The sequence below is a fragment of the Algoriphagus winogradskyi genome, from assembly GCF_900182815.1.
Classification (GTDB): Bacteria; Bacteroidota; Bacteroidia; order Cytophagales; family Cyclobacteriaceae; genus Algoriphagus; species Algoriphagus winogradskyi.
In genome coordinates this window covers 58,483-72,263 of record NZ_FXUA01000004.1, presented here as the reverse complement: position 1 = coordinate 72,263, position 13,781 = coordinate 58,483, and the positions used below count along the sequence as shown (strand labels likewise).

The window sequence follows — 13,781 nt, the reverse complement described above, 5'->3', positions numbered from 1 at the left end:
CGCTCTACTTTCGCAGTTAGTGGAAAAACAAAATATAATTTGGCACATAGATTTTATGAATTTTATCATAGCTAAACTTAGTCGGTAATTTTTCCGACATTAGAACTTAAAATTTGACTTTTATACCATTTTGCAATTATGATCAACTACGTCAGTCCGGAAGTTGCCGTTTCGTCTATTCAGAGTAATCAACGCGTTTTTATCCATGGTAGTGCAGCTACTCCTACTACCCTTCTATATGCCTTGGCTGCAAGAAAAGATGAACTCAAGAATGTGGAAATTGTAGCTATAACTACCCTTGGGGATATGCCTTTAGCCTCGGATGAATGCAAAGATAGCTTCTACATGAACTCACTGTTTGTTTCTCAGAATGTACGAGCGGCTGTCAATTCCGAACATGGTGGTTACGTTCCTATTTTTCTAAGTGAAATAGGACACTTGTTTAGACAGAATATTCTAAAACTAGATGTGGCCATCATCCAAGTTTCCGAGCCGGATTCACATGGATTTTGCTCCCTTGGAACCTCCGTCGATGTTGCAAAACCAGCAGTGGAAACTGCCAGAACAATTATAGCTCAGGTCAACAAACAGATGCCTAGAACGCATGGGGATGGCCAAATTCACATTTCAAAGTTTCATGCAGCCATTCATGTGGATGAGCCACTACCAATTGTTGATTATGGTGAAAAAATCACAGAAACAGAACGAAGAATAGGCAATCATTGCGCGGCACTTATTGAAGATAGATCTACACTGCAAATGGGAATTGGTGCTATTCCAGATGCCGTTCTGGACTCACTGAAGCAACACAAGGATCTTGGAATTCATACCGAGATGTTCTCTAATGGGATTTTAGGACTCCTGAGATCAGGTGCCATCACCAACAAATACAAGAAAAAACACCCTGGGAAAATAGTATCATCTTTTGTAACTGGAACTAGGGAGCTTTACGATGCGATTGATGATAATCCTGAATTTTCCTTCCATGAGGCAGCTTACGTGAATGACACAGCGGTCATACGAAAGAATCCTAAGGTGATTTCTATCAATAGCTGTGTGGAAATGGATCTGACTGGTCAAGTATGCGCAGATTCCATAGGTAGCTACCAATACTCAGGTGTAGGTGGTCAAATGGACTTTATGCGTGGTGCCTCTCTCTCTGAAGGAGGAAAACCAATCATGGCCATGACTTCCGCTACTCGAAAAGGAACTTCCAAAATTGTCCCGTTCCTAAAGGAAGGTGCAGGTGTAGTCACTACCCGAGCACATATGCAATACGTAGTCACCGAATACGGAATGGTTAATCTTTACGGAAAGAACTTACGTCAGCGGGCTTATGAACTAATGCGCATCGCTCATCCAGATCATAGAGAAGCACTTGAGAGAGCTATAGTAGAAAGATTTGGAAGTTTTATATATCCATTTCGGTAAATAAGAAGGTAAAGTGTATTACCAGATTTTGATATATTGTGCTTCTCTTTAGATTAGCATCCTAAAATACCCCAAAACAGCTGATGTCCTCAAAAAAATATGCCTTTTTCCTCTCAATCACGGCCGCATTGGGTGGCTTTTTATTTGGATTTGACACAGCTGTAATTTCCGGGGCTGAGCGAGCTATTCAAGATGTCTGGAAATTAAATGATCTCACCCATGGATTGGCGATTGCCATGGCCCTTTATGGTACAGTAATCGGAGCTTTATTTGGAGGAATACCAGCAGACAAATTTGGTAGGAAAAAGAGTCTGTTCTGGATCGGAGCATTGTATCTCATCTCTGCAGTGGGATCAGGAATGGCTCCAGACGAGTTTTCCTTTATGTTTTTTAGATTCATAGGAGGCTTAGGAGTCGGAGCTTCTTCAGTGGTTGCTCCTATGTACATTTCTGAAATCGCACCTGCCAAAAACAGAGGCTTACTTGTGGCTCTATATCAATTCAATATCGTATTCGGTATTTTGATGGCTTATCTTTCGAACTATTTGATTGGCACAGCCGGAATTGAAAATGACTGGAGATGGATGTTAGGCATGGAAGCAGTTCCCGCGTTGATATATACAGCGATGATAGTTAAAATTCCAGAAAGTCCAAGATGGTTAATCGCTAAGTTCAATGACCAAGTCAAAGCAAGGGAAATTCTGACAAGAACTGATCCTGACGGAGTAGATGAAGCAATTCGTCTGGCAATCATTGAAGAGCAAAGTATTAAGCAAAAAGGAAGCTTTTCTGCACTATTCAGCAGGGCATTCCTATCTACCACCATGCTGGCGATTTTCATTGCCTTTTTCAATCAGGTTTCTGGGATCAACGCGATCATATATTTTGCTCCCCGAGTATTTGAAATGGCAGGTATATCCACAGAATCTGCTTTATTCTCAACCATTGGAATTGGTGTAGTAAATTTATTTGCAACCTTTGTTGGCTTATATATGATTGATAGAATAGGCAGGAAAAAACTGATGTATATAGGGTCCATTGGTTACATTATTTCACTTTCCCTTATGGCCTATAATTTTCTGGTGGGAGGAATTGATAACTTCTGGTTACCGATATTTGTGTTTGCATTCATTACTTCACATGCCGTAGGACAAGGATCTGTTATTTGGGTATTTATATCAGAAGTATTTCCTAATGAACTTCGAGCTTACGGTCAATCCATCGGTTGTTTCACACATTGGATTCTGGCAGCATTGATTGCAAATGTTTTTCCCTATTTTGCCAATCAATTTGGTCCAGGATATATCTTTGCCTTCTTCGCATTGATGATGGTCTGGCAATTACTTTGGGTGAAATTCAAAATGCCAGAAACCAAAGGACGATCCTTGGAAGAGATTCAACAAGACTTACATAATACCGATGCAGCATAAAGTAGTCATTTTCGGAGAAATGCTTTGGGATTGCTTACCCTCTGGCCCAGTGCCTGGAGGAGCCCCGATGAACGTCACTCTAAATCTTCATCAGCTTGGACTGAATTCCCGGTTAATCTCCGCTATAGGAAATGATGAGGATGGCCAAAAACTTATTGACTTTTTACAAACCTTTGATTTACCAGTTGATCTGATTCAGGTAAATGAGGAGCATGAAACCTCAAAGGTATTGGTAAATGACGACGACCCCGAAAATATCAAATACACCATCGTCTCTCCCGTAGCTTGGGATTTTATTCAATGGAATAACACTATAAGTCAAGCTGTGGCTGAATCAGAAGCATTTGTTTTTGGAACCCTAGCTGTACGCAATGCTGGTAGCTTAATTACCCTCCTGAAGTTGCTTCATCATAACACCTTACGCATTTTTGATGCGAACTTCCGTCCTCCTTTTTATGATTTTGAGCTGGTAGTAGTTATACTGGGTTTTACAGATATTTTAAAAATTAATGAGGATGAGCTGGTGATCTTTGCAGACTACTTTGACATAGATCCAAGTGTGGAAAGTGTTTGTAGTCATTTAGATCAGCATTTCCCTATAGATTTGATTTGTGTCACCCAAGGATCCAAAGGCGCTTTGATCTATAAAGGCGGGAAAATTATCAGCCATGAAGGTTATAAAGTAAAAGTAGCAGATAGTATCGGCGCTGGTGATGCATTTCTGAGCGGCTTTATCAAAACCTATCTAGACAAACAACCTTTGGATCAAGTACTGGACTTCGCCTGTAAACTTGGAGCCTTTGTAGCCAGTAAAAAAGGGGGAACTCCGAGGTATGAGATTACGGATATATAAAGCGGGCAGCCTCAGTATTCAGTAGCGTTGAATACTGAATACTGATCCCTGCAAACTGCGACTGATCACAGCGAGTATGAACTAAACTGCTTCACGAATACGCTCAGAAATTTCCGCCAACTCTTCATTAGAAAGTTTCAGTTTTGGGCGATTGAAATTAATATCCTCCATACTACTAAGAGGCACAAGATGCACATGTACATGAGGGACCTCTAATCCAATCACAGCAACGCCAACTCGTGTGCATTTGATTGTTTTGTCTATGGCTTTTGCTACTTGCTGCGCAAAAAGATGTAGGCCAGAAAGTACTTCAGGCTCCAAATCAAAAATATAATCAACTTCCTTCTTGGGAACGACCAATACGTGGCCTTTGACCAAAGGCATGATGTCTAAAAAAGCGATGTAATTCTCATCCTCGGCTACGATGTGACCGGGGATTTCTCGATTAATAATTTTTGTGAAAATTGTGGCCATAATCTTTAAAAATAAAATCCCGACATAAGCCGGGATTAATGTTAGAATGTAATATCCAATATTTCAAATTGTAGAGTCCCTGCCGGAGCTTTTACTTCAGCTATATCTCCTACTTTTTTTCCTACTAACCCTTTTCCAAATGGAGAGCCCAAGGAAATTTTGCCAGCTTTCAAATCAGCCTCTTGTTCAGAAACTAACGTATAACTGACAGTCATTCCATTTTTTACATTTTTAATCTTCACTGTAGTGAGGATTCCTACTTTGGAAGTATCCAACTGAGAGCTATCCAAAACTCTAGCATTACCTACCACAGCTTCTAGCTTTGCGATCTTAAGCTCTAAGTGACCTTGGGCGTCCTTTGCCGCATCGTACTCAGCATTTTCACTTAGATCTCCTTTATCTCTTGCCTCTGCTATTTGCAAGGAAATATCAGTTCTACCTTTAGTTTTAAGCATTTGAAGTTCGTCCTTCAATCTCTTTAGGCCTTCTTCAGTATAATATTGTATTTCTCCCATAATCAACTCTATTAAAAGCCACAAAAACAAAGTAACGGTCGCAAGACGGGACCGTTACCTTGTTATTGGCTTGTATTTGATGTACAAAGATAGCAAAAGCTTTGAAACAAAGCAAAGCGACTATTTCTTTGTCTTACTATTAAATACTGGGTTAATTGTCTTTAAAAGCCTTTTTGATCCTTTTGGCTAAAACTTTATTAATCTTCTCGTATGACTCAAAAGTCCAGCCGGCTACGTGGGGACTAAACAAAACATTTTCTCTTGCCGCCAATTTCTCAAACTCAGCTTTTTGCTCGTCCGTAAACTTCTGAAACTTCTCATTTTCCAAAACATCCAACAAAACTCCTCTCAGAACCCCAAGATCCAAAGCCTCATTTAAGGTCTTGAAACTAATCACCTCTCCCCTTGCAGTATTAATCAGCCAAAAAGGTTTTGCAAAACTTTGCAGCTCTTTTAGAGTAAAAAAATTCTTTGTCTCCGGAGTAAGTGGAATATGAATACTCAAAATATCAGCTTCAGCTTTCAACTTTTCCCACATCACTTCCTGTACAAAATCATCAGCAAAGTCAAACTTGTACTTATCGTAGGCCAAAATATTCACCTTAAATCCCCTAAGTCTATCAGCAAATGACTTCCCCATATTCCCATATCCCATGATCCCAACTGTCTTTCCTATCAGCTCATGACCACGATTTCCTTCTCGGTCCCAAATCCCTTTGCGAACTTCCTGGTCAGCTTTTTTTACATTATTGAAAAGCGCTAAAAGCATTCCGACAGCATGCTCTGCCACAGCATCCCTATTTCCTTTGGCTGCATGGAAAAGCTTAATTCCCCTTTCAGCCATATATTCTAAATCAATTTTGTCCAGCCCTGCTCCCGCTCTTCCTATAAATTTCAATTTAGTAGCCTTCTGCAAAAGCTCCCTATCCATAGGAGTTTTGGATCGAATGATCAACCCATCAAACTCAGCAATGCAAGCTGCAATTTCATCACGGGTTATTTTAGGAGCATAAATAACTTCATGCCTATCTTTTTCCAACATGGGCATAATGCTGTGATGCATTTCATCAATGATAAGAATCTTCATTTTCTGATAATTAAATGTGTAAAAGCGACATGGCAACCAAAAAATAAACTGCCAGTCCAATCAGATCATTTGCTGTGGTGATAAATGGTCCCGAAGCCAAAGCCGGATTAATTCCAATTTTATCAAGTATAATCGGCGTGATCGTCCCCATAAATGAGGCAAGTAACACCACTGAAAACAAAGCAATTGAGACGACCATCGCGAATGACACGTCGGTCTTGTAGAATAAAACTACCACGCCAAAGACAAATGTGGCTAGAATCAACCCATTTAAAATCGCGACTAAAAGCACTTTCAGGAATCTTTTGGCCATGGAATCATCGAAGATGGATTTACTGGCAAGAGACTGGACTACGATTGAGGAAGTTTGAATTCCTACATTCCCGCCAGTTGCAGTGATGAGCGGGATGAAAAAGGCAAGTGCAGTAACCTTACTTAGCCCTTCTTCAAAAAAGCCAATAAATCCAGCACCAAGTAGTCCACCGCAAATTCCTATCAGTAGCCAAGGGAGCCTAGCCTTGGAAAGCTTGATAACACTGTCATACTCATCGACGGTATCAGAAATACCTGTCATTGCCTGAATATCTTCCTCGGCTTCCTCACGGATTACATCTAGAATATCATCGACTGTAATTCTCCCAACCAACTTATTCTTACTATTTACCACTGGTAGTGATTCCAAATCATACTTTCGCATGACCTCAGCCACCTCTTCCTGATCCATGTAAGTAGGCACTGAGATCACTTCTTCCTCGTAGATATCCTCAATCTTTGTTTCATCTGAAGCCAATACAATGCGCTTCAGCGAAACAATTCCCATCAATTGCTGCCGATTATTCACAACAAAAATGGAATATATCTTACTTACATTTTCTGCCTGACGACGGATCTCATTGATGGTCTGAACTACATTCCAGTTCTTATTGGCCCGAATATATTCCTTCGCCATAATACCACCCGCGGTGTCTTCATCATAGCGTAAAAGTTCCAGAATTTGATCTGACTTTACCTTATCCTGAAAATGGCTGATGATATCTTCCCGTTCTCTTTCGAGGAAAAGATTTAAAATATCAGCTCCATCATCAGAGTCCATCAACTCAATCAGGTTAGCCATTTCCTGAACTTCCAGCTCCTTTAATACCCGGTGCTGATTTGTAGCTTCTAACTCGATGATAATATCCGCCGCCAACTGAGCGTCCAGCACCCTTAGCACAAAGATTGACTCGGCCATGGACAACTCATCGAGCAAAGCGGCAATATCTGCTACATTGACCCCGCTAAGGGTCTCTTGAATAAAGTTCAAGTCCTCTGCTTCAATCGCCTGCTGCAGGCTTTCTAAGTACTCCTTCGAAAGTTCAAACTGCTTAATGATTTCCACGGGAAGCTTCAATTGTTTGGGTTAGAAATATGAATTCAGCTACGTCCAATTGTTCGGCACGTAGATTCAAAATGGGATTTGAATTAAACTCTTCAGGAAGGTTAAAAGGCTTCAGACAGTTTCGAAGGGTTTTCCTTCTATTACCAAATCCTGCCTTTACAACCTGCTTAAATAACTTTTCGTTGCAATCTAATTTTTCAGTCGCATTTCTGGTTAGGCGGATAACACCAGAATTGACTTTTGGAGGCGGGTCGAAAACATGAGGTGGGACTGTGAATAGGTATTCTATATCGTAATATGCTTGTAAGAGCACTGACAAAATTCCGTAGTCTTTATTTCCCTTTGGCGAAGCGATTCGTTCGGCCACTTCCTTCTGAAGCATACAAACCACTTCTGTCACCTGATCTTTTACCTCAAGTACTTTAAAGAAAATCTGCGATGATATATTGTAGGGGAAATTACCAGCGATGGCAAACTTATCAGTAAAGACTTCTTCAAGGTTCATTTTTAGAAAATCCCCTTCAATGATCTTATCTCCTAGCTCCGGATATTTCTTATGTAGGTAAACAATGGATTCCTTGTCAATATCGATTAGATATAAATCCAGATTTCCCTTCATTAAGAAATCAGTAAGCACCCCCATACCTGGCCCTATTTCCAGAACTTTTGATACTCCGTTATGCCCTTTGACCGCTTGAGCTATTTGCTCCGCAATACTCAAATCGGTCAAAAAATGCTGTCCCAAGTGTTTCTTGGCTTTGACCTTTTCCATCGGTTAGCTCAGATAAATTTTTATAAATTGCAATCTCAAAATTAAGAGAATAATTCTAAAGGACTAGCTTACATAAGGAGGCTTGACCAAACCTTAACACCTAGTCCACATTATAATTAATATGCATCAACGAAAGATCAAACCCATTATCGGAATTAGCATTGGCGACATTAACGGCATAGGCGTAGAAGTTACCATGAAAGCTTTGCTAGACAATAGAACCTATAAGTCATTTACCCCGCTGATTTATGCACATGGTAAAGCCCTGACTTTCTACAGGAAACAACTTGGCTTAGATGATTTCAATTTTGCACAGATCAGAAGCATAGACGAGATTCAGCATAAGCGAATCAATGTAATCAATGCTGCCGAAGAATGTCCTGAAGTTATTCCAGGTGTGGAAACTCAGGAAGCTGGAAAATTTGCTTTGGAAGCCTTGAAAATGGCTGTAAATGATTTGAAAGAAGGAAAAATTCAAGCCTTAGTCACTGCGCCACTTAATAAAAACAACGTCAATTCAGAAGAATTACACTTTGTTGGACATACTGAATTTATTACCGAGGCGGTTGCATCAAAAGACAGCTTAATGCTTATGGTCGCCGAGCAATTCCGTGTAGGTTTAGTAACAGGTCATGTGCCGTTGGCAAAAGTGGCGGAAAATGTAACCCAAGAGCGGATTATTGAAAAAGCCAATATTCTTCTCAAAACATTGGAAAAAGACTTTGGTATCAATAAGCCAAAGATCGCCATTCTAGGCCTAAATCCCCATGCTGGCGAAGATGGACTTTTGGGTGAAGAGGAAGAACAAATCATCAAACCTGCTATCCATGCGCTGAAGGATCAAAATAAAATGGTTTTTGGGCCCTATCCTGCAGATGGATTCTTTGGTATGGCACATCAGACTAAATTCGATGGGGTGTTGGCCATGTATCATGATCAAGGATTAGTACCTTTCAAATCAATGGCATTCAGCATCGGAGTAAACTTTACCGCAGGCCTTCCCGTAGTTAGAACTTCGCCTGATCATGGCACAGCTTATAATATTGCAGGGAAAAACATTGCAGATGAAGGCTCTATGAGAGCCGCTATTTTCCTTGCAGCAGACATTATTCAACAACACAACCCGCAGGAATCAGAGAATTAAGCGTAAAAGGAGAGATTTATTGAATACAACCAAAGATTATTTTAAAATCTCTTTCATCCTTTTATAATAATTCACTATTTTTGCGGTCTTAAATCGAGAGGAGGTATCGTGAAATTCTGGAGAACATTTGATATTGAGGTCATTAAGTTCCTCGAAGGCATCCACGAAATTGACTTCGAAATTGGAGATTCATTTTTCCAACACTTCGAAGACAACGAACTTGTTAAAAAAGGCAATTTGATCGTACGGATCAAAATGAAAGTCGGAGCCAACTTAATTGAAATGGATTTTCATATTGCGGGGAAAGTAACCTTGACTTGCGATAGAAGTCTGGAGCCTTTTGAGCAGCCGCTTGACTTCCATGAAAAAATGATCTATAAGTTTGGTGCTGAGGAAAAAGAAATTGACGAAGATGTAATCATGATCACTCGCGATACACCGAAAGTCAATGTAGCTCAGCTGATTTACGAATTTATTTTATTGGCTTTGCCTCTAAAAAAGATTCACCCCGATTACAGAAATGAAATGGATGATGAGGATTACGAAGGAGAAGGAATCTACGCGTACATAGATGGGCAAGATTCAAATAACTCCGAAGAAGACTCTGATTCTGACGAAGATAATAAACCAGTGGATCCTAGATGGGATCTTTTAAAAAAGTTAAAAAACAAGGAATAATCATAAACCACGCATAAAATGGCACATCCTAAACGAAAAATTTCGAAAACCAGAAGAGATAAAAGAAGAACTCATTACAAGTTAGAGGCTCCAGGTTTGGCTAAATGTCCTACTACAGGCGAAATGCACCTTCCACACAGAGCTTTCTGGTTGGACGGTAAATTGTACTACAAAGGACAAGTTATCATTGAGAAAGAAATCCTGGCTTAATCAGTCATCTCAATCATACAAAAATCCATTCGCTACTTGCGGATGGATTTTTTTTTAGCTCTAATTAAAAGAGCTTGTTAATCAAGCCAATTACCTTCCGTTAATGGATTTCTTTTGGTAGAGAATGACAATTGTAATATTTTTGCCTTCCTTACAGGATAGAACACATCCATAACATACAGTTTTAGATGATTTTGATTTGATCATCTTAACTTAAACCAAGCATAATGGACAAACTCAGAGCCATGATCACCGGAATACAAGGTTACGTTCCGGAATACAGGTTGACCAACAAAGAACTTGAGGAGCTCGTGGAGACCAACGACGAGTGGATAGTCTCAAGAACCGGTATAAAAGAAAGAAGAATACTTAAAGGAGAAGATCAAGGGACCTCTGTAATGGGTGCTGAAGCAGTCAAAGGTTTATTAGAAAAAACCGGCATTGACCCCTTAGATGTAGATTTGATCATTTGTGCTACTGTCACACCCGACATGCCTTTTCCTGCTACTGCAAACATCATAGCTGATATGGTTGGCGCAAAAAACAGCTTCAGTTTTGATATCGGCGCTGCATGTTCAGGTTTTCTATATGCTTTACAAATGGGTAGCCAGTTTATTCAGACGGGGACTCATAAGAAGGTAATCGTAGTAGGCGCGGATAAAATGTCTTCTATCGTCAACTATAAAGACAGAACTACTTGCATCCTTTTTGGAGATGGCGCCGGAGCGGTAATGCTTGAGCCAACTACTGAAGACCTTGGAGTAGTGGATGCTATCCTTAAATCAGATGGATCGGGAGCACCTTATTTACATATGAAAGCTGGGGGAAGTCGTAGACCAGCCACTCAAGAGACATTAGATGCTGATGAGCATTATGCTTATCAGGAAGGCTCTTCGGTATTCAAATTTGCCGTTACCAACATGGCAGATGTAAGTGCTGAGATTATGGAAAAGAATGGACTGACTAGTGATGACATAGCTTGGCTTGTTCCACATCAGGCAAATCTCCGCATAATCAATGCAACAGCCAATCGTATGGGAATCGGATCTGATAAAGTGATGATGAATATCGAAAAGTATGGCAACACGACCGCTGCTACAATTCCTCTTTGCCTTTGGGACTATGAAAGTCAATTGAAAAAAGGTGACAACTTGGTTCTCGCTGCATTTGGAGGCGGATTCACATGGGGTTCCATTTACCTTAAGTGGGGATACGATCCGAAATAAGTTTAAAAAAATAATACGATAATAATAGTATGGCTAGTACTGCAGATTTTAAAAACGGACTTTGTTTGGTCATGAATAATGACATCTACACGATTGTCGAATTTCAGCACGTCAAACCTGGAAAAGGCCCTGCATTTGTAAGGACCAAAATGAAAGGCATAACTTCCGGAAAAACGCTGGACAAAACATTCAGTGCAGGTGAAAAAGTAGAAACTGCTAGAGTGGAAAAGAGACCTCATCAGTTCCTTTATGCTGATGACATGGGGTACAACTTCATGGATACGACCACTTTTGAGCAAATCTCCATTGAGGAGAAGCTTATCGAACGAGCAAATCTTTTGAAAGATGGACAGCTTGTTGATATTTTAATTCATGACGAAACAGAAACTCCACTTGCTGTTGAGCTTCCTCCATTCGTAGAACTGATGATTACTTACACAGAACCTGGCATCAAAGGAGATACAGCTACAAACGCTTTAAAACCTGCAACTGTGGAAACCGGTGCAACCGTAATGGTTCCCTTATTTGTTGAGCAGGATATCCTAATCAAAGTTGATACCCGAGACGGTTCATACTCAGAAAGAGTAAAATAAGTACATAAGTCATTCTGATTTCCTTAAATTACTAAGACTTATTCTTTAATAAATCACTAACAAATTTGCCAATTGGCATTCTAAATAATATACCTATGAAAGCAAAAGAGATTCAGGAGTTGATCGATTACATCTCCAATTCTGGTTTGGCGGAAGTTAAAATCAAGACTGACGAGTTTGAACTTTCTATTAAAAAATATGCTGATTCTTCTGCCCAGAGAATGGTTGAAGTTTCCACTCCAGCACCAGCACCGGCAGTCGCTCCAACACCTGCGCCAGCTGCAGCTCCTGCTCCAGCCGCGGCACCAGCCCCAGCTGAAGCTCCTTCTAATTTAATAGAGATCAAATCTCCGATGATTGGAACCTTCTACCTTACTTCAAGCCCAGATGCTGATCCATTTGTTGCAGTAGGTGATTCAGTGAAAGCTGGTCAGACTGTTTGTATCATTGAAGCAATGAAGCTTTTCAATGAAATCGAGTCTGAAATCTCTGGTAAAATTGTAAAAATCCTGGTTAGCAATTCTACTCCTGTAGAATATGACCAGCCATTGTTCCTTGTAGATCCAGCAGGTTAATTTTTTCACCCAAAATAAATAGCTGTGTTTAAAAAAATACTAATTGCCAATAGAGGTGAAATTGCTTTAAGAATCATCCGCACCTGTAAAGAGATGGGGATTGAAACTGTTGCAGTTTATTCCACTGCGGATAAAGACAGTTTGCATGTCAGGTTCGCTGATGAAGCTGTTTGCATAGGTCCGGCTCCAAGTCGAGATTCATACCTTAACATTCCTAGAATCATTGCTGCTGCAGAAATCACAAATGCAGATGCAATTCACCCAGGATATGGATTCCTTTCAGAAAACGCTGAGTTTTCTAAAATCTGTGAAGAATACGGAATCAAGTTTATCGGTGCCAGCGCTGAGATGATCAATCAAATGGGTGACAAGGCTACGGCTAAGGCAACCATGAAAGCAGCCGGAGTTCCTACTATCCCAGGTTCTGAAGGGGTATTAGAATCGATGGAGCAAGGAATCAAGCTTGCCAATGAAATGGGCTACCCAGTTATTCTGAAGGCTACTGCCGGTGGCGGTGGTCGTGGAATGAGGATAGTTAAAGAAGAAGCTGGATTCAAAAAAGCTTGGGACGACGCAAGAATGGAATCTGGTGCAGCCTTCGGAAACGACGGCCTGTATCTTGAAAAATACGTTGAAGAACCTCGTCACATAGAGATTCAAATTATTGGAGACAAAACCGGAAAGGCTTGTCACTTATCTGAGCGGGATTGCTCAATTCAGAGAAGACACCAGAAACTGGTTGAAGAAACCCCTTCCCCATTCATCACAGATGAGTTAAGAGAAGAAATGGGAAAAGCAGCCATCAAAGGTGCAGAAGCTATCGGCTATGAAGGTGCTGGAACAGTAGAATTCTTGGTTGATAAGCATCGTAACTTCTTCTTTATGGAGATGAATACACGTATCCAAGTAGAGCACCCAATCACTGAAGAAGTTACAGATTTTGACTTGATCAAAGAGCAAATCAAAGTAGCCGCTGGTGAAACAATCTCTGGAAGAAACTACTATCCTAAGCTTTATGCTATGGAATGTAGAATCAATGCAGAAGATCCTGCACATGGTTTTAGACCTAGTCCAGGTAAAATTCAAAACCTACATATTCCAGGTGGTCGTGGTGTAAGAATCGACTCGCACGTTTATGCTGGTTATGTAATTCCACCTAATTACGATTCCATGATTGCCAAGCTGATTGTCAGTGGACAGTCGAGAGAAGAAGTGATTGTGAGAATGAAAAGAGCGCTTGAGGAATTTGTAATCGATGGGATCAAAACAACCATTCCTTTTCATATCGCTTTGTTGGAAAACGAACAATTTAAAGAAGGAATCTTCACTACGAAATTCTTGGAAGACTTTGACTTCTCAGTGATAAAAGGATAAATCAAAAATCCATAAAATGAAAAGCTGCCTATTTGATAGGC

15 protein-coding genes are annotated in these 13,781 nt (G+C 40.3%); 10 read left to right on the top strand and 5 right to left on the bottom strand.

Annotated features, from left to right (window positions below):
- Window positions 1-138: 138 nt before the first annotated feature.
- From QOL76_RS11860 to QOL76_RS11850, 3 genes are all read left to right on the top strand, one after another.
- Window positions 139-1,431 carry an acetyl-CoA hydrolase/transferase family protein gene (locus tag QOL76_RS11860; RefSeq protein ID WP_283413183.1) on the top strand — a complete coding sequence of 431 codons (1,293 nt, stop codon included), beginning with the start codon at window positions 139-141 and terminating at the stop codon, window positions 1,429-1,431.
- Window positions 1,432-1,514: 83 nt separating this feature from the next.
- Window positions 1,515-2,861 carry a sugar porter family MFS transporter gene (locus QOL76_RS11855; RefSeq protein ID WP_377918654.1) on the top strand — a complete coding sequence of 449 codons (1,347 nt, stop codon included), beginning with the start codon at window positions 1,515-1,517 and terminating at the stop codon, window positions 2,859-2,861.
- On the top strand, window positions 2,851-3,714 hold the full coding sequence (locus QOL76_RS11850; RefSeq protein ID WP_283413182.1) for a carbohydrate kinase family protein: 864 nt from the start codon (window positions 2,851-2,853) through the stop codon (window positions 3,712-3,714). Before QOL76_RS11855 ends, QOL76_RS11850 begins: the two co-directional genes overlap by 11 nt.
- A gap of 81 nt (window positions 3,715-3,795) precedes the next feature.
- Here QOL76_RS11850 and QOL76_RS11845 read toward each other — a convergent pair whose 3' ends face one another.
- The 5 genes from QOL76_RS11845 to rsmA all read right to left on the bottom strand — a co-directional run bounded on the left by QOL76_RS11845 (window position 3,796) and on the right by rsmA (window position 7,940).
- Window positions 3,796-4,188 carry an HIT family protein gene (locus QOL76_RS11845; RefSeq protein ID WP_283413181.1) on the bottom strand — a complete coding sequence of 131 codons (393 nt, stop codon included), beginning with the start codon at window positions 4,186-4,188 and terminating at the stop codon, window positions 3,796-3,798.
- A gap of 41 nt (window positions 4,189-4,229) precedes the next feature.
- Window positions 4,230-4,703, bottom strand: coding sequence for a transcription elongation factor GreA (gene greA, locus QOL76_RS11840; RefSeq protein WP_111611179.1), 474 nt, complete (start codon window positions 4,701-4,703; stop codon window positions 4,230-4,232).
- Window positions 4,704-4,854: 151 nt separating this feature from the next.
- Window positions 4,855-5,790, bottom strand: a complete 936-nt coding sequence (locus tag QOL76_RS11835) for an NAD(P)-dependent oxidoreductase (protein WP_283413180.1) — start codon at window positions 5,788-5,790, stop codon at window positions 4,855-4,857.
- Window positions 5,791-5,800: 10 nt separating this feature from the next.
- Window positions 5,801-7,168 (bottom strand): magnesium transporter, encoded by a 1,368-nt coding sequence (gene mgtE / locus QOL76_RS11830; protein WP_283413179.1) that lies wholly within the window; start codon window positions 7,166-7,168, stop codon window positions 5,801-5,803.
- Window positions 7,155-7,940: a 16S rRNA (adenine(1518)-N(6)/adenine(1519)-N(6))-dimethyltransferase RsmA gene (gene rsmA, locus QOL76_RS11825; protein ID WP_283413178.1), complete on the bottom strand. Its 786-nt coding sequence runs from the start codon at window positions 7,938-7,940 to the stop codon at window positions 7,155-7,157. The genes mgtE and rsmA overlap by 14 nt, the downstream gene beginning before the upstream one ends.
- Before the next feature lie 121 nt (window positions 7,941-8,061).
- On the opposite strand from rsmA, the gene pdxA reads away from it, so the two are divergent.
- The 7 genes from pdxA (at window position 8,062) to accC (ending at window position 13,740) form a co-directional block, all read left to right on the top strand.
- Window positions 8,062-9,084 (top strand): 4-hydroxythreonine-4-phosphate dehydrogenase PdxA, encoded by a 1,023-nt coding sequence (gene pdxA, locus QOL76_RS11820; protein WP_283413177.1) that lies wholly within the window; start codon window positions 8,062-8,064, stop codon window positions 9,082-9,084.
- A gap of 108 nt (window positions 9,085-9,192) precedes the next feature.
- Window positions 9,193-9,762, top strand: a complete 570-nt coding sequence (locus QOL76_RS11815) for a YceD family protein (RefSeq protein ID WP_283413176.1) — start codon at window positions 9,193-9,195, stop codon at window positions 9,760-9,762.
- A gap of 18 nt (window positions 9,763-9,780) precedes the next feature.
- Entirely contained in the window at window positions 9,781-9,972 is a 192-nt protein-coding gene (rpmF, locus tag QOL76_RS11810; RefSeq protein ID WP_057938136.1) for a 50S ribosomal protein L32, read from the top strand.
- A 227-nt stretch (window positions 9,973-10,199) separates the two neighbouring features.
- The gene (locus QOL76_RS11805) at window positions 10,200-11,198 is read left to right on the top strand and encodes a beta-ketoacyl-ACP synthase III (protein ID WP_283413175.1); all 999 of its coding nucleotides are present in this window, start codon (window positions 10,200-10,202) and stop codon (window positions 11,196-11,198) included.
- 29 nt (window positions 11,199-11,227) lie between these two features.
- A complete protein-coding gene (gene efp / locus QOL76_RS11800; RefSeq protein WP_283413174.1) occupies window positions 11,228-11,791 on the top strand; it encodes an elongation factor P in 564 nt (187 codons plus the stop codon).
- Window positions 11,792-11,886: 95 nt separating this feature from the next.
- Entirely contained in the window at window positions 11,887-12,366 is a 480-nt protein-coding gene (gene accB, locus QOL76_RS11795; RefSeq protein ID WP_283413173.1) for an acetyl-CoA carboxylase biotin carboxyl carrier protein, read from the top strand.
- 24 nt (window positions 12,367-12,390) lie between these two features.
- Complete coding sequence (accC, locus tag QOL76_RS11790; protein WP_283413172.1) at window positions 12,391-13,740, top strand: acetyl-CoA carboxylase biotin carboxylase subunit; 1,350 nt, start codon at window positions 12,391-12,393, stop codon at window positions 13,738-13,740.
- Window positions 13,741-13,781 lie beyond the last annotated feature (41 nt).